24 protein-coding genes and 1 pseudogene are annotated in these 21,886 nt (G+C 36.0%); 5 read left to right on the top strand and 20 right to left on the bottom strand.

The genetic code is table 11. The features are described from left to right. Positions 1-175: 175 nt before the first annotated feature. The 5 genes from CD003_RS17645 to CD003_RS17625 form a co-directional block, all read right to left on the bottom strand. Positions 176-1,264, bottom strand: a complete 1,089-nt coding sequence (locus CD003_RS17645) for a TRAP transporter substrate-binding protein (protein WP_096202562.1) — start codon at positions 1,262-1,264, stop codon at positions 176-178. 117 nt (positions 1,265-1,381) lie between these two features. After that, a complete protein-coding gene (locus tag CD003_RS17640; protein ID WP_096202561.1) occupies positions 1,382-2,656 on the bottom strand; it encodes a TRAP transporter large permease in 1,275 nt (424 codons plus the stop codon). Between the two features lie 33 nt (positions 2,657-2,689). Continuing rightward, positions 2,690-3,217 carry a TRAP transporter small permease gene (locus CD003_RS17635; RefSeq protein WP_257008378.1) on the bottom strand — a complete coding sequence of 176 codons (528 nt, stop codon included), beginning with the start codon at positions 3,215-3,217 and terminating at the stop codon, positions 2,690-2,692. Positions 3,218-3,679: 462 nt separating this feature from the next. Next, entirely contained in the window at positions 3,680-5,179 is a 1,500-nt protein-coding gene (locus tag CD003_RS17630) for a leucyl aminopeptidase (protein WP_096202560.1), read from the bottom strand. A gap of 78 nt (positions 5,180-5,257) precedes the next feature. Continuing rightward, the gene (locus CD003_RS17625; protein ID WP_096202559.1) at positions 5,258-5,641 is read right to left on the bottom strand and encodes a DUF309 domain-containing protein; all 384 of its coding nucleotides are present in this window, start codon (positions 5,639-5,641) and stop codon (positions 5,258-5,260) included. A gap of 223 nt (positions 5,642-5,864) precedes the next feature. On the opposite strand from CD003_RS17625, the gene CD003_RS17620 reads away from it, so the two are divergent. Beyond that, positions 5,865-6,341, top strand: coding sequence for a divergent PAP2 family protein (locus tag CD003_RS17620; RefSeq protein ID WP_096202558.1), 477 nt, complete (start codon positions 5,865-5,867; stop codon positions 6,339-6,341). A gap of 234 nt (positions 6,342-6,575) precedes the next feature. Continuing rightward, positions 6,576-7,379 (top strand): cobalamin-binding protein, encoded by an 804-nt coding sequence (locus tag CD003_RS17615; protein ID WP_096202557.1) that lies wholly within the window; start codon positions 6,576-6,578, stop codon positions 7,377-7,379. Positions 7,380-7,620: 241 nt separating this feature from the next. On the opposite strand, the gene CD003_RS17610 is transcribed toward CD003_RS17615, so the two are convergent. From CD003_RS17610 to CD003_RS17565, 11 genes are all read right to left on the bottom strand, one after another. Then, a complete protein-coding gene (locus CD003_RS17610; protein WP_096202556.1) occupies positions 7,621-8,325 on the bottom strand; it encodes a 3D domain-containing protein in 705 nt (234 codons plus the stop codon). Between the two features lie 228 nt (positions 8,326-8,553). After that, entirely contained in the window at positions 8,554-10,233 is a 1,680-nt protein-coding gene (locus tag CD003_RS17605; RefSeq protein WP_179295625.1) for an acyl-CoA dehydrogenase family protein, read from the bottom strand. Next, entirely contained in the window at positions 10,227-11,744 is a 1,518-nt protein-coding gene (locus CD003_RS17600) for a class I adenylate-forming enzyme family protein (RefSeq protein WP_096202554.1), read from the bottom strand. The genes CD003_RS17605 and CD003_RS17600 overlap by 7 nt, the downstream gene beginning before the upstream one ends. Positions 11,745-11,746: 2 nt before the next feature. Continuing rightward, positions 11,747-12,136 carry a MerR family transcriptional regulator gene (locus tag CD003_RS17595; protein ID WP_096202553.1) on the bottom strand — a complete coding sequence of 130 codons (390 nt, stop codon included), beginning with the start codon at positions 12,134-12,136 and terminating at the stop codon, positions 11,747-11,749. A gap of 146 nt (positions 12,137-12,282) precedes the next feature. Beyond that, positions 12,283-12,603 carry a YuiB family protein gene (locus CD003_RS17590; RefSeq protein ID WP_096202552.1) on the bottom strand — a complete coding sequence of 107 codons (321 nt, stop codon included), beginning with the start codon at positions 12,601-12,603 and terminating at the stop codon, positions 12,283-12,285. 161 nt (positions 12,604-12,764) lie between these two features. Then, complete coding sequence (locus tag CD003_RS17585; protein WP_096202551.1) at positions 12,765-13,019, bottom strand: hypothetical protein; 255 nt, start codon at positions 13,017-13,019, stop codon at positions 12,765-12,767. Positions 13,020-13,186: 167 nt separating this feature from the next. After that, positions 13,187-13,642: a hypothetical protein gene (locus CD003_RS17580; RefSeq protein WP_096202550.1), complete on the bottom strand. Its 456-nt coding sequence runs from the start codon at positions 13,640-13,642 to the stop codon at positions 13,187-13,189. Between the two features lie 181 nt (positions 13,643-13,823). Beyond that, the gene (locus tag CD003_RS22000) at positions 13,824-13,979 is read right to left on the bottom strand and encodes a YuiA family protein (protein ID WP_179295610.1); all 156 of its coding nucleotides are present in this window, start codon (positions 13,977-13,979) and stop codon (positions 13,824-13,826) included. Positions 13,980-14,220: 241 nt separating this feature from the next. Beyond that, positions 14,221-15,420: an NAD(P)/FAD-dependent oxidoreductase gene (locus tag CD003_RS17575; RefSeq protein ID WP_096202549.1), complete on the bottom strand. Its 1,200-nt coding sequence runs from the start codon at positions 15,418-15,420 to the stop codon at positions 14,221-14,223. A gap of 530 nt (positions 15,421-15,950) precedes the next feature. After that, on the bottom strand, positions 15,951-16,304 hold the full coding sequence (erpA, locus tag CD003_RS17570) for an iron-sulfur cluster insertion protein ErpA (protein WP_096202548.1): 354 nt from the start codon (positions 16,302-16,304) through the stop codon (positions 15,951-15,953). Positions 16,305-16,403: 99 nt separating this feature from the next. Then, on the bottom strand, positions 16,404-16,601 hold the full coding sequence (locus CD003_RS17565; RefSeq protein ID WP_257008376.1) for an aspartyl-phosphate phosphatase Spo0E family protein: 198 nt from the start codon (positions 16,599-16,601) through the stop codon (positions 16,404-16,406). 448 nt (positions 16,602-17,049) lie between these two features. Here CD003_RS17565 and mqnE point away from each other — a divergent pair, with 448 nt between their 5' ends. Further along, positions 17,050-18,144: an aminofutalosine synthase MqnE gene (mqnE, locus tag CD003_RS17560; RefSeq protein WP_096202547.1), complete on the top strand. Its 1,095-nt coding sequence runs from the start codon at positions 17,050-17,052 to the stop codon at positions 18,142-18,144. A gap of 102 nt (positions 18,145-18,246) precedes the next feature. Here mqnE and dapF read toward each other — a convergent pair whose 3' ends face one another. The 3 genes from dapF to CD003_RS17545 are packed head-to-tail and all read right to left on the bottom strand — an operon-like array spanning position 18,247 to position 19,624. Further along, positions 18,247-19,107 (bottom strand): diaminopimelate epimerase, encoded by an 861-nt coding sequence (gene dapF / locus CD003_RS17555; RefSeq protein ID WP_096202546.1) that lies wholly within the window; start codon positions 19,105-19,107, stop codon positions 18,247-18,249. A gap of 1 nt (position 19,108) precedes the next feature. Further along, positions 19,109-19,357, bottom strand: a complete 249-nt coding sequence (locus CD003_RS17550) for a hypothetical protein (RefSeq protein ID WP_179295609.1) — start codon at positions 19,355-19,357, stop codon at positions 19,109-19,111. 30 nt (positions 19,358-19,387) lie between these two features. Beyond that, positions 19,388-19,624, bottom strand: a complete 237-nt coding sequence (locus CD003_RS17545) for a YuzB family protein (protein ID WP_096202545.1) — start codon at positions 19,622-19,624, stop codon at positions 19,388-19,390. A gap of 204 nt (positions 19,625-19,828) precedes the next feature. Here CD003_RS17545 and CD003_RS22475 point away from each other — a divergent pair. Then, positions 19,829-19,993 (top strand): annotated as a pseudogene (locus CD003_RS22475) (TetR/AcrR family transcriptional regulator); the annotation flags it as partial. A 411-nt stretch (positions 19,994-20,404) separates the two neighbouring features. After that, positions 20,405-21,472 (top strand): NAD(P)/FAD-dependent oxidoreductase, encoded by a 1,068-nt coding sequence (locus CD003_RS22470; protein ID WP_306453968.1) that lies wholly within the window; start codon positions 20,405-20,407, stop codon positions 21,470-21,472. Positions 21,473-21,527: 55 nt separating this feature from the next. Here CD003_RS22470 and CD003_RS17535 read toward each other — a convergent pair whose 3' ends face one another. Beyond that, the gene (locus CD003_RS17535) at positions 21,528-21,842 is read right to left on the bottom strand and encodes a YuzD family protein (protein ID WP_096202543.1); all 315 of its coding nucleotides are present in this window, start codon (positions 21,840-21,842) and stop codon (positions 21,528-21,530) included. Positions 21,843-21,886: the final 44 nt, after the last annotated feature.

The raw sequence follows: 21,886 nt of genomic DNA, 5'->3' as shown, positions 1-21,886 counted from the left end.
CCCTAAAATCCTTTATCTTATTAAATTGCTAATACACTAAAACATTAATAAACTATCATGAAAAAGTTTTCTTGTCAATTAATCATTTTTTTAATATAGGAAACTTTCTGATTAAATAAAACCAAAAAAACACCTTACATTCATTTAGAATACAAGGTGTTTTTTTGGTAATTGTTTAGTTTTGTGCTTCTTCAATTTCTGCTTGTAGCATTTCAAGTATCATTTGACCATCTGCTCCAACTTCATCCACAAAGAAATCACGTACTGGCATTGCTCTTTCTCTAAATGCATTTCTTTCATCTTCTGTTAACTCAATGATAGTTGTTGGATTATCTGTATCATTTTCAATTGAAGCAAGTAAAGCCTCATTTTGTTCTTCTTGAATCTCGTAAGCTACGTCTCTCATTTCTTCAACAGTTTCTAAAATCATATCCTGAATATCTCCTGGTAAACCGTTAAAGAAGTCAGGGTTAACTGTTGTCATTGTTACATAAATATTGTGATTCGATAACGTCATATGATCTTGTACTTCATGAAAGTTAGCATCTTCAATAAAGAAGATTGGGTTTTCCTGTCCGTCAACAAGTCCGGTGTCTAAGCCAGTGTATAGTTCTCCCCAAGATAATGGTGTTGGGTCAGCTCCATACGCCTCATATGAACGTAAAATAAATGGAGACTCTTGTGTTCTCATTTTGAAGCCATTGAAATCTTCAGGTGAACGTAATTCATTACTTCCCGTCCATTGCATAGCACCTTCATGCCAGAATGATAATGGTAAAATGTTTTGTTCTTCATACTTCGCAGCTAAATGTGTATTAATCGCTTCACTACTGTTAAGTATGTCTTGATTTAAGCGTAAGTCGTCAGTAAATAAGAATTGAAGAGCGAAGACATTAGCTTCAGGAACTAAAGTTCCCGTAAACCCAGGAGAAATGATTGCAAGCTCTACTCCTCCAGTTTGTAGCATCTCAACTTGGTCAACTTCACTACCTAAACCACCAAACTCAAATACGTCGATATTAATACGACCATCAGATTTTTCATGCAACTTCTCTGCAAATCTTTCAGCATAGACGTACTGAACTTGACCAGGCCACTCTTCAGTTACAAATCTCCAATCGTAAGTTTCTCCACCTGCGTCTGCTCCAGGATCACTATCTACACCATCTGATCCACCGGCTGTTTCATCACTACCACAAGCGCTTAATGCTAGCATTGAACCTAATGCTACACTAAGTAATGCTGATTTCTTTTTAAAAAACATCAAATTCCCCCTACAATTTTTTTATGTGGTTAAGAGATTGTTCATTTGAATAACCTCGAAACTAACAAATCCATTTTAAGACTTATAGATGTTGGACAATCTGAAATTGAACAACGTTTATAAAAACCTAAGTAAAAATGTTGAAATATCTTCAAATAAGATAACAAGAATCGACACAATCAATAACATTACAATAAAAGGCGGTGTCCCTCTAATAACATCCAAATAGGATTTATTGAAGACCGCACTGGCGGTAAATATATCGACGCCAAATGGTGGTGTTGCTGAACCAAGCGCTGCTTGTAACACAATAACTACCCCTAGATGTACTGGGTCTACACCGGCTTGCATTGCAATAGGATAAAAAATCGGCGTTAAAATTAAAATAACAACGATTGGATCCACAAACATACAACCAATAAAGAAGAAAATAGCTACAATAATTAAAATTTGTAATGCCGTTGGATCACTGCCTAATACTGCTTCAGAAAGCATACGAGGAATTCTCGCATATTGAATAACATAAGCGAATGCTTGCCCTGCTGATACTAGAATAAATACAGCCGAAGTTACCAAACCAGTAGACAAAGCAACCTTTGGAATCCCAGTGATTTTTATTGAACGATATATAAAGACTTCTAAGATTAAGGCATATAATACCGATATACCTGCCGCTTCAGTCGGGCTAAATATACCAGTATAAATACCACCAATAATAATGACTGGAAACCCAAGCGGTAGAAGGGCTTTTTTTGTTAAATTAAGACGTGTACCCCATGTTATCTTTTCACCTAGCGGAATATTATGGATTTTCGCATAGATATAACTGTATATTGCAAAAAACAAGAAAATCAGTAGCCCAGGTCCTATTCCTGCAATAAATAAATCACCAACGGACGTACCTGTCGCTAAAGCATAGATAATCATACCTATACTCGGTGGAATCAATAGAGCAACATCACTAGCATTAATAATGAGCGCTATCGCGTGCGAATCTTTGTACCCTATCGAAAGCAAGCGCTGTCGCATCGGTTTCCCTATCGCAACAACTGTCGCTTGCGTTGACCCAGAAATCGACCCAAATAGCGTACAAGCTGCCGCTGTCGTTATCGCATATCCCCCACGAACATGACCAACAAACGCACCAACAAAATCTAATAGCCTCTTGGATGTTTTCCCTGTCGTCATAATATCCGCTGCAAAGATAAACAGAGGAACAGCTAGTAGAGAGTAAGATGAAATGCCCTCCATCATTTGTTGGACTAATAGCATTGGGTCTAAGTTTGGAAAAAAGAAGATAACTAAGACCAATGGTCCCACAATCATCGGGATCATCATTGGAAAACCTAATGCTAGTAAAACTACCATAATCGTTAATAAAGTAGCTACCATAGTTAGTTCCTCTCTATAAAATTTTAGTAGATGCTATGAATAATCTTTTTTCTCAGTAGCAAGATATACTTCTTTTTCTTTAATGTTAATCCACATATTTCTAACAAACTGTAAGCCACCCAAGAACAATCCAACTGGGACAAAGAGTGTCATAATGTACACAGGAACTTGTAAAGCCGGTGTAACTCTTCCCGTACTATAGACAGACATGAGATACTTGAACGCTAAGTAGGTTAGAAAGAATAATACAATTGAGGTAAAGGCTGGAATAACAATCGCGAGCACCTTACGAAATTTAAATGGAACAGTATCAAATAGTGCTGACATACTTATATGACGGCCTTTTCTAGCTGCATAACTAATCCCCATAAACGTTGCCAATATAACTGCAAATCGGCTTACTTCAGCGGAGAATGTCCAACTTGATCCTGTAATCGTTCGGCTAATCACGTTCCCAACCACCATAACAGCTATTAAAATAACAGCATAACTTAAGATGTATTCCTCCACTTTCATGATGAAATGATCAATCTTTTGAATGATCTTCCCTACAGTTTTCAAAGTTTAATAGCCTCCCTATCTTTCTTAACCGATAGCAACTTGTATGTAAGCATCACCTACTATAAATGTTACTGGAATCTTTTTACCAACTCAAACGTGGTATATAGGGAAAAATAGGTATATACCTGTATATACACGATTCACCCTACATAACATACCTTGTTTGTTCATATCCTCAATTCAACGCCTATATTATTACAAATCCTTCAACTATCCTTGTGTACATACTATGTAGTTAATTATGAATTATGAGTTATGAGTTATGAATTGAAGGGCGAATGGTTAATGGTTAATGGTTAATGGTTAGTGGTTAATGATTAATTGGTAGATAGTTGATCGAGAAAATTGATAATGACAGAGATAGCCTTTGAAAAAAACAAACGCTTAGAGGGTTTAGTCTCTAAGCGTTTGTTAAGGTTTTATAAGGTTTTCCATTCATACTTTATAACTCATAATTCATAATTATTTTTGCAAAGTAAATTCTTCTGCTAAGTTAGCTAGTGTTCTTACCATTGAGCCTGTTCCGCCTTTTGGTCCGAAGCTTGTTGCTTGTGATGCCCAGGCAGTTCCGGCGATGTCTAGATGTACCCAAGGTGTTTCCCCTGCAAATTCGCCTAGGAATAGACCTGCCGTAATTGTACCTGCCATTCTACCTGGAGAGTTATTTAAATCTGCAACATCACTTGTTTTTAACATTTCTTTGTAGACATCATCATTTGGTAAACGCCATACTCGTTCCCCTGCATCAGCTGAAGATAATAGCAATTCTTCAAACATTTCTTCATTATTTGTTACTGAACCTGTTGTATGTTCGCCAAATGCAACTAGACATGCTCCTGTTAATGTAGCAACATCAACTAAGTAATCTGCGCCTAATTGCTTTGCATACGTAATTCCGTCCGCAAGAATTAAACGACCTTCTGCATCTGTATTGCGTACCTCAATTGTTTTTCCACTTAATGAATGGATCACATCTCCAGGTTTTAGAGCTGAACCATTCAGTAGGTTTTCTGATGATGGAATTACTGCAAGAACATTTACCTCAGGCTTTTGCTCACCAATGACATCCATCGCACCGAGAACAGCTGCAGCTCCACCCATATCCATTTTCATTTGGTGCATGTCTGCGCTTGGTTTGATTGATATTCCACCAGCATCAAACGTTAATCCTTTACCTACATAAGCTAATACATTGTCCCAAGTTTCTCTTCCTTGATATTTAAGGACAATCATTTTTGGCGGTTGGTCACTACCCATTGCTACAGATAATAACGCACCCATTCCTAACTCTTCCATCTCTTTTTTCTCTAAAACTGAAATTTCCATACCATGACGCTCTGCAATAATTTTTGCTTCTTCAGCCAAATCTGTTGGTGTAAGCTTATTACCCGGTGTATTAACTAAATGTCTAGCATAATTCGTTCCGTTTGCATAAACTCTTCCTCTTTCAAGACTATCTCCAATCAATTCAACATCTAAGTCTGTTAGAACCTCAACTGCTTCTAGCTTACTTTCAGTATCCTTTTGCTCTTGTTTATAAGTTGCTACTTGATATGATGTCAAACCAATTACCTCAGAAAGAATATGAGCCACCTCTTCAGCCGCATCTTCCTCTTTTAAAAATGAATCAATATCGACTGCCACTGATGTCAGTTGTTCTTTATGTATTTGTTTGAATACTTTTGCAATAGCTTCACGAACTATTTCATTTGTAACTTTTTCTTTAGAGCCAAGACCAACGAAGTATAGCTTTTTTGCATTTATTTTTCCAAATGTAAAAAGACTTGCTACTTCTTTCGCTTTAGTCTTGATTGAACCGTCTTCAACTAAACTTTTTAAACCACCATCAAATTTTTCGTTCAATTCCTCAAATTGTTCATATTGTTCATTTTCAAATAAACCAATTACTAATGCGTCAGATTTATTTGACAATAATTCCGAACCTTGTTTTACACTATACATCTTCATTCTCCTATCTCTATAATTATTTTATTCTTTACTATTATACGTTTTTCACGACACTATTTCGAGTAGCGAAAATTATTCTACACAAATTAATACAATGGACGGTAATGGAGGAAGGGACGATACTTCTTCAAATGGAACTCGATCTACATCCTGTGGTATAATTGACTGGCATATTTCAATAAATTGATTTACTTCTTCTAAGTCAATTCCCCAATGAAATGGGCGGTAGGGTTGAAGGTATGTATGGGCAGCATTCATCATAATTCTTGCTCCTTTACTATTCCCATATTCATAATGGTATATAGCAACAGACATTTGTAATAACCCTTTCAAAAAAAGGTTATCTTTTTCTTCTAACCACATATGTTCAAGTAAATCATGACATGTATAGTAATCCCCTTCATTAAACTTAACGAAGAACTGATAATATTCCAGCGGATAAAGGTAATCGGTCATGGGCTCCCTCCTCAGTTCTCTTTCTGTTTGATAACTCATACTTAAAGGGAGTATAACAAAAGTTTCTAATGAAAGAAAACAGGGAAAAGAATCTATATATAGAATGTTAAAAGGGTATACTTCAATGGCTTCTAGCCACTCATTACTCTCATATATTTATATTTACTGAACAAAATAATGGATACATATTAAATCCGATTATAGAAAGGACGAAAAGTTTTATATGGATATTTTCACTAATTTCCCCTTGTGGGCAGCCCTATTCGGGATCGGATTTGCACAATTTATTAAAGTACCACTAGCTTTTATCGCCACAAGAAAATTAGAATGGTCATTGCTTACAAGTACCGGTGGAATGCCAAGCTCTCACTCAGCAGCAGTAACAGCGCTATCTACTGGCATAGCCCTTGAAGAAGGTCTTCACTCACCACTATTTGCGATTGCTGCTATTTTTGGAATTATTGTTATGTTCGATGCTACTGGTATACGTCGTCACGCTGGGTACCATGCCACTGTATTAAATCAGTTAGTTACTGACTTTAATAAATTAGTGGATGAAGTCAAATCTTGGCCTGAAAAAGAAGAAACAGAAAAGAGACAGGAATTAAAAGAGCTTCTTGGTCACCAACCGATTGAAGTTTTTTTTGGAGCTTTACTAGGAATTGTACTAGCCTTTGTTCTCCATGCCATTGTTTACTAATACATTCAGAAGAGGTTGGTACACAAGTCTTCAATAGAGAGGGCAATGGGATCCGTTCGCTACGCGCCTTGAAAGGAGAAACCCACCCCTTTCAAGCCTTTTAAAAGAGGTAGTGACTTCTCTCATTGCTTCAAGACTTGGACAAAAGGTCAAAAACGGGCCTTTTGTAAAAATCTCTTTATAGAGGAACTTCTAGTTAGCCACCATGCCATTTGAAAAGGGAGAGGAAATATAATGAGACTTATTTCAATATGTCCAAGTAATACAGAAATGCTAGAATACTTAGGGTTGATTGACCACGTAGTTGCAGTTGATGATTTTTCAGATTGGCCAAATGAAGTAAATAATTTACCTAGACTTGGACCAGATCTATCAATCGACATGGACAAGCTCGAGTCCTTCAATCCCGATCTTGTCGTGGCATCACTAAGTGTTCCTGGAATGGAACGAAACGTTGAAGCCCTTAAAGAGAGAAACATTCCACATATCGTGTTAAATCCAAATTCACTAGAGGATATCGCTAATGACTTGTTAGCCTTAGGTAAGGCAACAAACACTTTGGAACAGGCTACCATCGTTGTTGGTAAATTCAAGAATATTATAAACGAATATCAAAATCTTTCTAAATCCATTGAAAAGAAATCCTACTACTGGGAATGGTGGCCTAAACCTGTATTTACACCAGGCAAAAAAAATTGGTTAACCGAAATCAGTGCACTTGCTGGGGGATATAATTTATTTAGTGATAAAGCAGAAGCTAGTATTCAAACAACATGGGCAGACGTTCATTCTAGAAACCCTGACAGAATTTGTTTAGTCTGGGTTGGTGTTAAACAAGAAAAAATGAACCCAAAGCTCATACGCTCTCGTCCAGGCTGGAGTGACCTTCCAGCAGTGAAAGATGATAAGATTTACATTTTAGAAGAACAGCTTTTCTGTCGACCTTCACCAAGACTTCTATTAGGCTTAAAAAAGCTAGCTACGACCATGCACCCATCACATTTCCCTGTTGATGATGGTATCGATCCGCTAAAGTAATTTGTACATTCAACAAAGAAGCATGTAGTGAGTAACTGCATGCTTCTTTGTTAGTTAGAAAGAAAAAAGGTATAGTGCAACCTTTTTTGTATCCCTTTAGGTCTCTCAATGATGGCGATGGCTCCGTTCGTTGTGCGCCATTAGGAGAAAACCACTCCTAATGGCTTAAAACATTACAACGACTACGCTCACCGCTTAGTGAGAAAGAAAAAAGGTATAGTGCAACCTTTTTTCTTTCTAACTAATATTGTTTTCTAAATACTTGGACGGCTTCGTTTTCGTTGAGGGCTGTTAGGTCTTCTTCTGTTAGTTTCCCTTCACCCTTTTTTACTAAGTATACTTCTACTTCTTGCTTGCCCCAGTTTTCAAATACTTCTTCTACTGTATCATAATATAAATCGATAATATTTCCTTTAATTGCTGAGCCTGTGTCAGCCACTACTCCGTATCCATATCCCGGAATAAAAAGAATTGTCCCTATCGGATAAACACTAGGGTCTGCTGCAATTGTTGAGTACAAGTCTCGTTTTACTTGTACACCTGAAAAGGTAATTCCATACGCAGGATGATCTGAATTTTTTCCAGTGGACTCGTACCCCGCAGTATATCCTGTTGCTACAACTGTATTTGAAGGATATTGACTCCAATCAATTGCTTCTTCTAATGTTGGTGGAGCAGAGGCAACTACTTCGTGAGACATTGCCTTTTCTTGTCTACTTATAGTTGGTAGTGTTTTCATTGCTAAAACTGTATCAAATCTAGTCTGATGATTAGATGCTGTAGTTAAAGATTCCTCAAAAATACCGAATGCTGCAACACGCTTTGTCATCCATTTCGATAGCTCTTCTGCGCTTACACCTGAAATAGATTGAAATGTTGTTAATAAGGCAGCACTAAATAATAAAGTCATACATAATCTTCGTAAAAAGGTTTTACCAATTTCCAATTATTTTCACTCCTCTCAATGACTAAGCTTCTCCAAAAGAGAAGAGTATTATTCATTGATTCAAGAAAAATAATGGAAATATCTGAATTTTCAAGAGCTTATTTTTACCACTTATTCTAATACTTAGAACATATTCAAAAAGAGTAGGCAATCTATAAGAGGGAACTAAAAAGAGTGGTCTCCACTTTTTCAGTCCCCTCTCTATATTACCACCTTATCTCCCTTTGGTTAGATTGAAACCGTTTTACTTTTCTTTAACTGAATTCCAGTAATTTCTTCAAAATGTTTAAGAGCAATCATTTCTTTATCGATTTTACTTTTCCCCCAAATATGATCTAGAAATAATTTTGCTATTATCGTTTTTCGACTATTATCCGAACTATCTTTAAGGGAAATTAGGCTTATATATAAGTCTGCCATTAAATTAGCCACTTTCTTGGAATGATACGTCTGCACATCGACATCCTTATCATTTAAGTAATGTAACAACTCCACTAACTCTTTTATCCCAGAAGCAATTGGTTGAGCAACCTCCTCTAATTCGCTCGGTAAGTTTCCAATTTCTTCACGAAGGAATTCAATAAACAATTCATGAACTTTATATTTCTTAATAAGGCGAAGAATTTCAAGTCCTAATATGTTGGCCGTCCCTTCCCAAACCGTTAATACTTGAGCATCACGTAATAATCTAGGAGTAACAAAATCCTCCATATACCCATTTCCTCCATGTAATTCAATCGCCTCATGCGCAAAATCAATTGCCTCTTCTGCCGTTCTCATTTTAATAAGCGCAATAAATAAACGGAGTAAAGCACGCTCATTTTCAGTTGCTAGCGCCAAATTTGGCATTACTTTATCAAATAAAGATATAGTATGGAAGGTTGCTCTCGTTTGGACTTCTTGCCTAGCCACTAAATTTGCTAGCGTTTCCTTCACCATTGGAAATTCAATAATTTCCTTTCCGAAAGATCCTCTTTCCTTGGCATAATTTAAGCCTTCCTGATATGCACGACGCATAATTCCAATTGATGCAACTGCATTACAGACTCGAGATAAATTTAATGCCTCCATCATATAATAAAATCCTTTAGTTGGGTCCCCAATTAAATAAGCTTTCGAGCCTTCAAGAAGAACTTCTGCCGATGGAACCGCACGCACTCCCAGTTTATCTTTCAAGCGACGAATTTGAATATTATTTAAGCTGCCATCGTCATTTCTCCAAGGTACTAAGAATAAGCTTAAGCCCTTCGTTCCTTCTGGTGCACCTTCTATTCGTGCTAATACTGTTGCTACACCACATGCCCCGGAATTACTCGCAAAATACTTTTCCCCATATAATCGATACCCATCTTCTTCATTTATCGCTTTCGTTTCATTTGCCCCTACATCTGAGCCACCTTGCCGTTCCGAGAGAAATGTTGCCCCTTCATACAGCTCTACTTCTCCTGTAGACAATACATGAGGTAAGTACTTTCTCTTCAATTCCTCATCGGCAAAATGGTCCAATAAATACGCTGTCGCCATCGTTAATGTTACAGGACAATAAAACCCTGGCTCAACTTGAGATAATAAATACCCTTGTGCGTACGAATAAATATAATTACCCTTTTTCTTTATTGCAGGAATTTCTTTATGAACATAACCAACAATTCCTGAATCGTATGTTTCTTGAATTGTTTTTTTGTAACCTTCATTTAACCATATATGTGAAATGTCATCGCCAAGACGATCGTATTTAATCAGCTTTGGCTGTCCTTCTCTGTCAGTATGAACTGCACGTTCATCTATACCTTTACACATCTCAGAAAATTCATTAAGCTCGCCCTCTGCCCAGTCACGCATCTCATCGTCCATTAGCCCCTTCACACTCTCCCAAAAGTTTGGGTCCTGTTGGAATAAATTCATGATAACGCCTCCTTTTTCCTAAGCTCTTGCTTTAAAATTTTCCCTGTAGGATTTCTCGGAAGCTCTTTCACAACCTCATAAAGATGAGGGATTTTATACTTTGCTAATTCATTACTAAGGAAGCGCTTACATTCCTCTTCGACATTAGGAACCTCTTCTTTTAAAACAATTACTGCTTTGATACTTTCTCCCCATTCATTATGTGGTACACCAATAACTGCAACATCAGCATTACTTGGGTGTACTTTTAACCTGTCTTCTATTTCTTTTGGAAAGACATTCACCCCTCCAGAGATAATCATGTCCTTTTTCCGATCCACTACCCAAATGAAGCCATCTTCATCCTTTTTCGCCATATCTCCTGTTAATAACCAACCGTTTCGATACGTTTCACTCGTCCTTTCCTTATCTTTGTAATAACCTTTCATATTTCCTTCTCCGTACAATGCTATCTCCCCAACATGGCCTTCTTTTACTTCTTCACCATGTGCATCGACAATCTTAATTTCGCAATTAAGTGCAGCTCTCTTACCAATACTTCCAGCCTTTTCTTCATGTTCAGCAGGAGAAAGAAATGTCCCGTTAGGTCCTGCTTCCGTCAATCCGTACACACACATAAATCGGTTAGACGAAAAAGCGTTCTGGAGGAAGGTAATTTCTTGAGAAGATAATGGTGCCCCACCATAAACCCAATACTTTACAGATGAAAGATCAGCTTCTTTCATCTTAGGATGATTCGCTGTTAACAAATAGGCAACAGGAGCTCCAAAGAAATGAGTAATTCTTTCTCTCTTAGTTAAAGAAAGTAATAAATCTGGTGTAAAAGTTGGTGCGAGTACATGTGTCGCCCCTACATATAATCCTGATATAAAGAACAAATGTAGTGGAGCAGAGTGACTTAGTGGCATCATATGCATTATCCGACTTTCAGATTTCATCTCCGTTTCTACACACATCATAGTTGATACGGAGAGTATGTTTCGATACGTAAAAACAACTCCCTTTGGATTTCCTGTAGTTCCTGACGTGTAAAGAATAGTTGCTTCATCGTCCTCTTTCATAGAACAAACAATTTCTGCAGACGCTCCTACCTCAAGAAGCTCCATGAAGGATTCCCACGCCCCAATTTTTTCTCCTGTTTTTATCCAAATTAAATCGATACTCTTAGGTAGATCTTTTACTCCTTCAAATAATGCTTGATGACAAATTACAGCTGTTGCATCACTATGTTCAATAATGTATGTTAACTCTTTAGCCGTTAGCCTTGCATTCACCGGAACTGCAATTGCCCCTAATCGAAGAGTTGCTAAATAACTAATAATAAATTCACTTGTATTAGGTAAGAAAAGCATCACCTTGTTTCCTCGTACAACCCCTAAGTTTCTTAAACTAGATGCAAATCGATTCACTTCATCATCAAGCTGTCTATATGTTTTGCTTGTCTCACCTTCAACAATCGCGATACTATCTGAAAATTTCCGGCCATTACGAGATAATAAATTAGAAATATTCAATACTATTCCTCCTCTTTTTTCGCTAATTCTAACCTTCGTTTGAAATCATCCTGTAACGAAAGCATTTCTGTACGTAATTGCTCCATATCTTCTAGTCTTGTAGTAATCTCGGCTATCTTCTCAGACCCATACTCAATTGTCTTTTCTAATTGTTTAACCCCAGTACGGTCCTCATCAAATAATTCAATCATTTCTTCTATTTCAGCTAAAGAAAAACCAAAACGTTTTCCTCTTAAAATCAAGCGAAGTCTCGCTCGATCTTTTCGCGAATAAAGCCTTTGTCCTGAATCTTTTCTGTCAGGAAAAATTAACCCCCTTTCTTCGTAGTAACGAATAGTTCTTGTACTCACATCAAATTCACTAGCTAAATCAGAAATTGTATAGTGCTCCACTTTGTTCTACCTACTTTGTAAGAATTTTCTTAATCTTAGTTTACGTTAACGTAAATGTCAACCGAGTTTTCTAATTATGTTTTTATACGACAAAAAAACTCAAATTTTTCTTTATCAAGAAGAAAAATTTGAGCTTTATCTTTTTTCTAAAACATTTGATACCCTCTAGCCCGCAACATTCGAATGACGACCCCAGCTAATATCGCACCAACTAACCCACTTGTTAACACAATAATATCTACAAGCTTCAAAGCAATTAGGTCTTGTCCTAACGCAGAGAATGAAACGATTGGAGAAATTATGTATTCATAGAATTTTACATCATCTACAATAAAAATAACAATTAGCGGATAAATAACAGCCATTACCCATGTTGAACGTAATATCATATTTAATAAAAAGCCAATCCCAAAAAATAATATTAGGAACAGAAAAACAGAAATTATTAATTGCGGTAAACTTAACAACGCTCATGCACCTCCGTATCAATGATAGTTTACTGAAACAGTGGAAGAGCGTCAATAAGGAAAGCTTACCATTATGAATATAGTTATAAATAAAGCCATCAAAGTTTCTAGAAAGTTCACTTCTTCTTCAGTTCCACATAACAAACAAGGACACAACCATGTTACGGCTGCGTCATCTTTTCATCCGGTTCTGTAATTGAAAGAAGATATTTAATTAACGCCTCTTGTTCTTCTGCTGTAAATCCAGTCGTCTCATCGACCCAAAATTCATGGCCACTTCCATCAATATGAACATCTTCTAAATCCGACTCAGCACGATTGGCTTCTATTACTTTCTTTCGTAGCTTTCTATCGAATAATGCCTTTAAACTATTATATGGGTCAGGCTTCACACCAGCATTAAGTGTACCAGGCATTCTCTAAATCTTTACCTACAGCAACAAGCAGGAGTAATGCAAAGCTTGAAATGACCCAATAGAATGCCTTAAGTTTCTTCACTTTTTGAACTCCTTTAATATCCTTCTTGGTAATTTCGGTGTTATATTCCAGTACTCTATTTAATCAAACGTTTAATTAATACAGTTCAACGTAAGATTTTTTCATATATACCTTGAAAACCATACATTAGAATCGACTTTACAAAAAACAGAAGTGAGAGCTGATACTTCTCTAATTTAATTAATGTACCGTAGCCCCTATTCTTAAACCAATCTAAAATTGCATAAACAAAAGTCGTATCAATTAGTAAATTAGTGAATATAAAACTGATAAATCTACCATACGTAAGCTTCATTATCCATAGTGAACCAATAAAAAAAGGTCCAAATATAAACGGCTCAAGTCCATATAGCTTAAAATAAAGTTTTTTAAAAACTGCCCACCAACCGCGTTTTATAGCAGAAACACTTTCAAAAAAAACAAGTAATCCCATGAAGACTCCACTAGGGAGAAACCTTTTCATTGTTTTCTTACCTAGAAACGGCAACGTTAGCCAAGGAAGGAACATGATTAATATTAAGAAAATTTTATGTTGTCTCAACTTATATACATCCTTTACAAAAAGTTTAAAAGTAATTTCTCTCTTGATACCTCCTCTCTCACTTCTTCCTATTAATATGAACTTAGTTAACGAATCACATTCTCACAGACAACAAATAAAAAAGAAGTACTAGCAAAAGGTGGTTTACCTTTTGCTAGTACTTCTTTTTCTTTAAATATACCTATAATGAATTCGTTAATTCTTTTGAAAGAGTGAGTTCACCTTTACCTTCACAATAGATACATGTCTCGCTACCGCCTAGCATCAACTGAAAGTATCCTCTTCCCTCACAATAAGGGCAATGTCCCTTTTTCAAAGTTGCACGTTTAAATACCATGATTAATGCCCCCTTAATTAATAATCTGAACTTTCAGATAACTATACCAGATGACTTCAGAATTGAAAAGCCTATTATACCTTTAAATAAAACGAAGAAAGCGGATTCATAATTGTTTTTCTTCAATATTCTAGCTAATACTAACTTTCTTGTGTTAGTTTTTAGCGGTGAAGTGTTAAAGTACTTACTGAAATAAAAATAGCAAGGACCACAAAGGTCTTTGCTATTTTTGTTCGTTTATTTAAAAAGGGCTTTTTCCTTTTTTCATGACTAACGATGCTCCACCTAATAAGTATAGGTAACGGTTGTCAATCATCTTCTTCATAAAGTTAGCAGAAGAACCAAATAGTTTTCTATCGCCTACAACACCAATTGCCTCTTTACCACCTAATGATGCTACTGTTCCTTTAATATCTGGAGTAAATGATTTTAATTCTCCACCATTTATAAGTGCTTTAAGGTTATGTGCACATACCGCTGCTTGTTGCATTGCAATTTGAGCAGTTGGAGGATAAGGACGATTGATTTCTTCGTTAATGATTAACGCACAATCACCAATAATAAATACATCTTCATGTCCTGGTGCACGTAAATCAGGCTCTACTTTTACGCGGCCACGCATTGCTTCGAAACCAGACTTTTCAATGATCGGGTTACCACGTACACCTGTAGCCCAAACAATCGTTTCTGATTTAATTTCATCGCCACTCGCTAAAATAACACCGTTCTTTGTTACTTCTTTAATTGGGCAGTTAATTTTGAATTCTACTCCACGACTTTCTAATAAATCCATCGCATATTCTACAAGCTCAGGGTCGAAGCCTGGTAAAGCAGATGGAGCAGCTTCTATCACGTACATTTTTACTTTTTCACGAGGAACATCATAATGAGCACATAGCTCAGGTACACGCTCTGTTAACTCACCAATAAACTCAATCCCTGTAAATCCAGCACCCGCAACGATAAATGTTAATAACTCATCGCGCTTTTCTTCTTCATTGTTATAGTTAGCAAACATATATTCAATATGTTCTTTCACTTGACGAGCACCATTAACAGTCCATTTACTGAATGCATGCTCAAATACACCAGGTACACCAAATGTTTCTGCTTCAGAACCTAATGCTACAACAAGATAATCGTACTCAAGTTCACCGTTTTCAAGCACAACCTTCTTTTCTTCTCGCTGAACTTCAACCACACTATCTTTCACAAAGTTAATTTTGTTCATATCAAGAACGCTTTCAATTTGCATTCTTGTACGCTCAGGATGTAATGTTCCTGCTGCAGGCTCATGTAACCAAGTAGTTTGATAATGATAATTATGCTTGTTAACTAATGTGATATTAGCTTCGTTATGTCCTAACTCTTTTGTTAGACGAGATGCTGTAATCATTCCACCATATCCAGCACCTAAAATGACGATATTCGGTTTCTTCAACTAGATCACTTCCATTTTCTAATATTTTTCTTCTTAGGTTATTCCTATCCACAATTAACAAAATTGTGATTTATTTCACGTACATAATTACAAGTCTACAAGTAGCGGAATTAAAAATAGAATGTCGTATATTAGTCACAAATCACATATATTATGATATTTGTTTTAGCGACATATTTCAACCATGTTTTTAATAATTTCTAACATAATACGTATGATTATTATTAATTCACCCTACAATATTAAGATTAAGATATAAATATGCTTTTTTATGACTAATATGAGCGTATTCTACCTACCCATCGCATTCCCAAAGTTCCCTCTTTACTTTTCACATAAATAATTTTCCAATCTATGTTTAAACCCATCAAAAAGTGGAAAAGATATTATTGTAGGTTGGTAACAACGATTTACAATTTCCCCTTTTAAAAGTTACAGCTCGTGCTGTAACTTTTTTTGTGCCTTCATATTTAACTTTACTCCTACAAAAAAAGCCTACTAAACGTAAATACGTTTGTAGGCTTTGATTTTTAGCATTCTTCAGGCGTACCTTCATTAGAAGCAGTTTTGAAAGATGATCCACAACCACAAGTAGCAATCGCATTAGGATTTTCAATGGTAAATCCTCCGCCCATCATGTTCTCTTTATAATCGATCACTACTCCGTCTAACATAGGAGCGCTTTCTTTATCTACTATAACGTCTAGGCCATTAATTTCTAGAGTAGTATCTTCGGACTGTTTTTCACTATCAAATCCCATCCCGTAAGATAGTCCACTACAGCCACCACCTTTGACTCCAACACGAAGTAACAAATCCTCATTTTCCTGTTCTTCCATCATTACCTTTATACGATCTACAGCAGAATCTGTAATAGTAATCAATTTATATTCCTCCTCAAGATGTTTATTCAAGAATAGGCATCTCTAATTTCTACAAGTATACATCTTATTTCAATAATCATTCAAGTTACTTGCTTATAATTATGAGCCTTTCTGTAGATGACTTATTGAGGAATATTCTCCTCCTAATATAGAATTATGCTTCTGGTCTATTTCTTGACTGTATTTTAAGACAAGCGGGTGATTCATTCCGTATAACATAGCAGTTGAGATCATTTTTTCTCTAAGCAACTCAATCTGTTCCATACATTCCTTCTTACGATATGAACGGTTTAACAATGAAGTTCACCCCTTTCCATTTTTCAGAGGTCGTTCGAAAAATCTAATTATTATCCTATATTTTACACTAAACTACTAATTTTTACAAATAATTAGTGCTAAACTAGACTAGACTTTATAAATTTCCTCTCATACATATATCTTTCCCATTAATTCCAATAACTAAACTATTCAACTCACTTTTGAAAATTCCTTCATGAAATTTGAGGTAATATTTTGAAGTTATAATTCCTATTCCTTTTCCTTATTTTAATCTGATAGTATAATAGTACAAGTTAAACATTTCTCTTAGTAGATGATAATATATCATCTGTTTTATAGTGTTCAATACGGACTAGTGTAATAGTTTTTCTATAGAGCATTGAATTATCCATGAACGAAGAACTCCTGTTGAACAACGTCTATAATATTAAAAAAAGTTTTTTCACTAAATGATTGGGGGATTTTGATGTCTACTCTGCTTACTAATAAAAGAATGCAAGAGATTAGCGAAAAAGTAATGGCTGGTCAACGATTAACAATTGAAGATGGTCTATACCTATATGATACACCTGATTTATTAAGCATTGCTCAGCTTGCAAACCATGTTAATCTACAAAAAAATGGTGATAACGTATATTTCATTCAAAATATGTATATTAATCCTACTAATGTTTGTGAAGCAGACTGTAGTTTCTGTGGATTCAAACGTAAGCCTGGAGAAGACGGAGCATATACAATGAACGAAGAGCAATTATTATCGTATGTAAAAGAACGTTGGAGCGATAATATTCGTGAATTTCATATTGTAGGTGGCCATAATCATGAAGTTCCATTTGATTACTATTTAGATACAATACGTACATTAAAGAAGCATTATCCTAACTGTACTGTAAAAGCATACACGGGTGCTGAAATTGAATTTTTCTCTCGTATCTCTGGGTTATCAATGAAAGAAGTATTAGAAGAGCTTATTAAAGCAGGATTAGATACGTTACCAGGTGGAGGAGCAGAAATTCTAACTGAAAATTATCGTATGAAAATGAGTCCAGATAAAGCTTCAACCGACCAATGGTTAGAGGCACATGAAATTGCTCATGGTTTAGGCCTAAAAACTCACGCTACAATGCTTTATGGATCAATTGAAAGCTATGAAGAGCGGTTAATTCATATGGACAGGCTTCGTCAATTACAGGATAGAACGAACGGTTATATGGTATTTATCCCACTTGCGATGCAACCACGTAGCATCAATGCAGGACTTAAACGTAGAACATCAGCGTATGACGACATGCGTACAGTAGCAATTAGTCGCTTAATGCTCGATAACTTTGACCATATTAAAGCTTATTGGATTAATATTGGCGTTCAATTAACACAAATGGCACTTAGCTTCGGGTCAAGTGATATCCATGGTACGTTAATTGAGGAACGTATTTCTCACGCTGTTGGCGCCCTAACATCACAAGGGTTAACACGAGATGAATTAATCCATTTAATTAAAACAGCAAATAAAGTTCCTGTAGAAAGAGACACTTTCTACAACGTAATTAAAAAGTACTAATTAATTAGACCACTTAGTGATCTTCTGGTATCAAGTAATAAACAAAGGCACTACAGAAAAAAGTCAGCTTCATTTTATTTATGAGGCTGACTTTTTCTTTTTCTATTTATTTTTATTTTTACGAAAGTATGTACCAGTTACAACAGTTTCAGCTGCACCTGTCATTAGTACCTTATCCTCAGATGTCCAAGTAATATGCAAATCTCCACCTAGTAAATGAACGGTAATTTCTTCATCTCTATTTGCTTTCCCGTTAAGAATAGCAGCAACTGCGGCGGCACAAGCTCCTGTTCCACAAGCTTGTGTAATACCAGAACCTCGCTCCCACACGCGGAAATGCATTTCATTCGAACTTACCATTTCTACAAATTCCACATTCACCCATTCTGGAAATAGCTCGTCCTTTTCAAGCTTTGGACCAACTGTTGTCACAGGAGCTTCTTCGATATTATCTACGAAGAACACTGCATGTGGATTCCCCATCGAAACACCTGTAAGTGAAAGCGTTTCATTATCAACCGTTATTTTTTCATTTATTACCTGTTCCTCTTGATTCCCTAGCATAGGTAAATCTTTTCTTAAAAATCGAGGGTGTCCCATATCAACAGTTACCGTCTCAACTGTATCTCCAGTAAGATGAACTGTCGCTTCAACTAACCCTGCTAGAGTTTCAATTTTAAAAGTCGTTTCTTTTACATGTCCCTTTTCAAAAGCAAATTTAGCAACACATCGAAGACCGTTTCCGCAGTTCTTCGCTTCAGAACCATCATTATTAAAAATTCTCATCTTAACTGGTGCAACATCAGAAGGACATACTAAGATTAATCCATCAGAACCAATGCCTTTATTCTTATCTGCTACTTCTATTGCTAAATGTGCCAATTCTTCTTCCCTAAGTGTTTCTTCAAACATATCTATATAGATATAGCTATTTCCTAGCCCGTGCATTTTCGTAAACTTCATCCTAGCTTCCTCTCTTTCGTAACTCCTCTTGCGTCCAAAAGTAATCCTCATCAGCTTCTATAATAGTTAACCGCCCATGACAGCACGGCATAATTAATAAAGTTTTTACACCATCTTTGGCGTTTTCAAAATCTCGTTTCTTCATTCCTGTTAACACATTCTCTTCTTCACAATATGGACAATGGCGAAAGTAGATATCCCCCATCATTTTTTCATAAGGCCATGAATGGTTGAATGGTAATATAGCCACTCCCTCACATCCTATCTTTATTATATGTTATTAAAACATTGGATTATCATCGAGATATTGATATATATTCTTTACTAAATCTCCATTCGTTTCACCAGACACAAATTCCCCATTTACTAAAGCAAAAGGATTAGCAGCACATTGTCCACAGCTACCTAAACAACCATACTCAATTACATCAAAATTTGGATCTTTCTCTAACTCTTCCTTCGCTCTTTGTGTACCGCTCGCTAAATTGCTTAAACAGAACTCTATAATCGGTTTCATTCGATTCACCTCAATTCAATTCCTATTAGATCCTACCTTTATAGATCAGCATCGTCAATTATCTACACTTTTTAATAGTACATCATTTCAATTATTTCTACCTCATAAAAATCAGACAATTTCTTTTCACAAAATTGTTGTTTTTTTACCATTCACTCAGTATAATCAAAACTGACCAGGGTCAATTGTTAAGGGAGCGAGTAGATGAGTAATCCAAAAAGTAAAAAAGAACAAACAAAAGAACGGATAGTCAAAGCAGCTTTAGAATTATTTCGTGAAAAAGGTTATGATTCCACTACAGTAAAAGAAATTACTGAGCAAGCTAATGTAGCCAAGGGAACTTTTTTTCATTACTTCCCAACGAAAGAAACGATCATGCTTTCATTAGCAAATGAGCGACTAGAACAAGTCAGTCATCTACTTAATGAAAAAAGATTTCAGCAGCTTACACTGATCCAACAAATTAAATCTTACTTACTCTATTTAGTTAACGATTATGAACTTAATCCTGAGTTGACATCAAAGATATGGATACATGTTATCCAGACAGATGATTCCCTATTAACACATTGGAAACTCCTCTTAGCACATGCGATTGAACGAAAAGAAATTGAGAAACCAGTCAACATAGAACATTGGAGTCACATAATTAATAGTCAGTTCTATTATGGACTAATTATGTTTTCTAATGAAACTAAAAAAGCATTATTTATTAGTAAAGTGACAAACTTATTAAATACAAGCTTAAAAGGTATTACAGAAAAAAGGAGCAATCAACGTATGCAAAAACTTGTTATACTAGGTGGCGGGTATGGTGGAATGAGAGCTTTACAAAGGTTACTAACAAATGACCTACCAAGCGATGTTCACATTACCTTAATCGATAAATTACCATACCATTGTCTTAAAACGGAATATTACGCATTAGCGGCAGGAACAGAATCAGACCACCATTTACGTGTGTCTTTTCCAAGTGATCCACGCTTAACTGTTACTTATGGAACGATAGAATCTATTGACTTAGATACTAAAACTGTACAGATTCAAGACCACGAGCCTGTCCCTTATGATAATCTGATTATCGGCTTAGGCTGTGGCGATAAATATCACAATGTACCTGGTGCAAAAGAAAATACGTTAAGTATTCAAAGTATGGAGGCTACAAGAAAAACGTTTGAAGTACTAAATAACGTACGTCCTGAAGGTGTAGTTTCTATCGTCGGTGCCGGACTAAGTGGTGTTGAGCTTGCAAGTGAACTTCATGAAAGTCGTCCTGATTTAACAATCAAGTTATTTGACCGTGGTGAAATTATTCTATCTATGTTCCCTAGAAGATTAAGTAATTACGTTCAAAGTTGGTTCGTTGACCACGGTATCCATGTGGTGAACAAATCAAATATCACAAAGGTAGAAGAAGGAGTACTATATAACCATGATGAACGTATTGAAAGTGATGCTATCATCTGGACAGCTGGAATTCAACCTGTAGAAGTGGTCCGTAATTTAGATGTTGAAAAAGATTCTCAAGGCCGTGTTATCCTAACAAACCACCATCACCTTCCAATAGATGAAAATGTTTTTGTCGTAGGAGATTGCGCAAGTCTTCCTCATGCACCTAGTGCCCAATTAGCAGAGGGACAAGCAGAACAAATCGTTACTATTCTTAAGAAGCGTTGGAACGGAGAACCACTTCCTGAAGAAATGCCAAAAATTAAGCTAAAAGGCGTTCTTGGTTCACTTGGTAAGAAACATGGTTTTGGAATGATGGGCGAACGTACATTACTTGGACGTATGCCACGCTTTCTTAAGAGTGGAGTTTTATGGATGTATAAACACCATACTGGGTAATGAAGAAAAAGCGATTTTTTTTAGTGTGAAACACCAAAAAGGAAAGGAACTTGGTTTAATCAAGTCCCTTTCCTTTTTCTTCTATTACTGCAAAAATATCTTTTAGCTTTGGATTTCCTTCAGCAACAACCTCATCGTCAATTACTATAAGCGGATAAAAATACACGTCATCTAAAATTTCCTCGGAATATTTTTTATCTTCCTCTGTTTCAGGCTTATATATATCTACATATCGAATCGTAACAGGTATACTCGTATATTTTCGGTTAATTGCTGCCTCTAACCACTCTTTCGTGTCTAAAGCAGAAGGTAAATTTACACAACTAGCACATTTTTCCTCGGCACCATACACTGTTATTATAATATTCATAACGTCCTCCTTTACTCTCTACAACATCATACTAGCTGAAAATT

The sequence above is a fragment of the Bacillus sp. FJAT-45350 genome (assembly GCF_002335805.1).
In the GTDB taxonomy this organism is placed as follows: Bacteria; Bacillota; Bacilli; order Bacillales; family NISU01; genus FJAT-45350.
Note: the sequence above shows the minus strand (reverse complement) of the source record. Positions and strands in the feature narration are given on the sequence as shown.

What these genes read in the sequence shown, in the direction of transcription:
- CD003_RS17645 (WP_096202562.1), bottom strand. Translation starts at nt 1,264, where the DNA reads ATGTTTTTTAAAAAGAAATCAGCATTACTTAGTGTAGCATTAGGTTCA.
- CD003_RS17640 (WP_096202561.1), bottom strand. Translation starts at nt 2,656, where the DNA reads ATGGTAGCTACTTTATTAACGATTATGGTAGTTTTACTAGCATTAGGT.
- CD003_RS17630 (WP_096202560.1), bottom strand. Translation starts at nt 5,179, where the DNA reads ATGTATAGTGTAAAACAAGGTTCGGAATTATTGTCAAATAAATCTGAC.
- CD003_RS17625 (WP_096202559.1), bottom strand. Translation starts at nt 5,641, where the DNA reads ATGACCGATTACCTTTATCCGCTGGAATATTATCAGTTCTTCGTTAAG.
- CD003_RS17620 (WP_096202558.1), top strand. Translation starts at nt 5,865, where the DNA reads ATGGATATTTTCACTAATTTCCCCTTGTGGGCAGCCCTATTCGGGATC.
- CD003_RS17615 (WP_096202557.1), top strand. Translation starts at nt 6,576, where the DNA reads ATGAGACTTATTTCAATATGTCCAAGTAATACAGAAATGCTAGAATAC.
- CD003_RS17585 (WP_096202551.1), bottom strand. Translation starts at nt 13,019, where the DNA reads ATGCCTGGTACACTTAATGCTGGTGTGAAGCCTGACCCATATAATAGT.
- CD003_RS22000 (WP_179295610.1), bottom strand. Translation starts at nt 13,979, where the DNA reads ATGGTATTTAAACGTGCAACTTTGAAAAAGGGACATTGCCCTTATTGT.
- mqnE (WP_096202547.1), top strand. Translation starts at nt 17,050, where the DNA reads ATGTCTACTCTGCTTACTAATAAAAGAATGCAAGAGATTAGCGAAAAA.
- dapF (WP_096202546.1), bottom strand. Translation starts at nt 19,107, where the DNA reads ATGAAGTTTACGAAAATGCACGGGCTAGGAAATAGCTATATCTATATA.
- CD003_RS17545 (WP_096202545.1), bottom strand. Translation starts at nt 19,624, where the DNA reads ATGAAACCGATTATAGAGTTCTGTTTAAGCAATTTAGCGAGCGGTACA.
- CD003_RS22470 (WP_306453968.1), top strand. Translation starts at nt 20,405, where the DNA reads ATGCAAAAACTTGTTATACTAGGTGGCGGGTATGGTGGAATGAGAGCT.
- CD003_RS17535 (WP_096202543.1), bottom strand. Translation starts at nt 21,842, where the DNA reads ATGAATATTATAATAACAGTGTATGGTGCCGAGGAAAAATGTGCTAGT.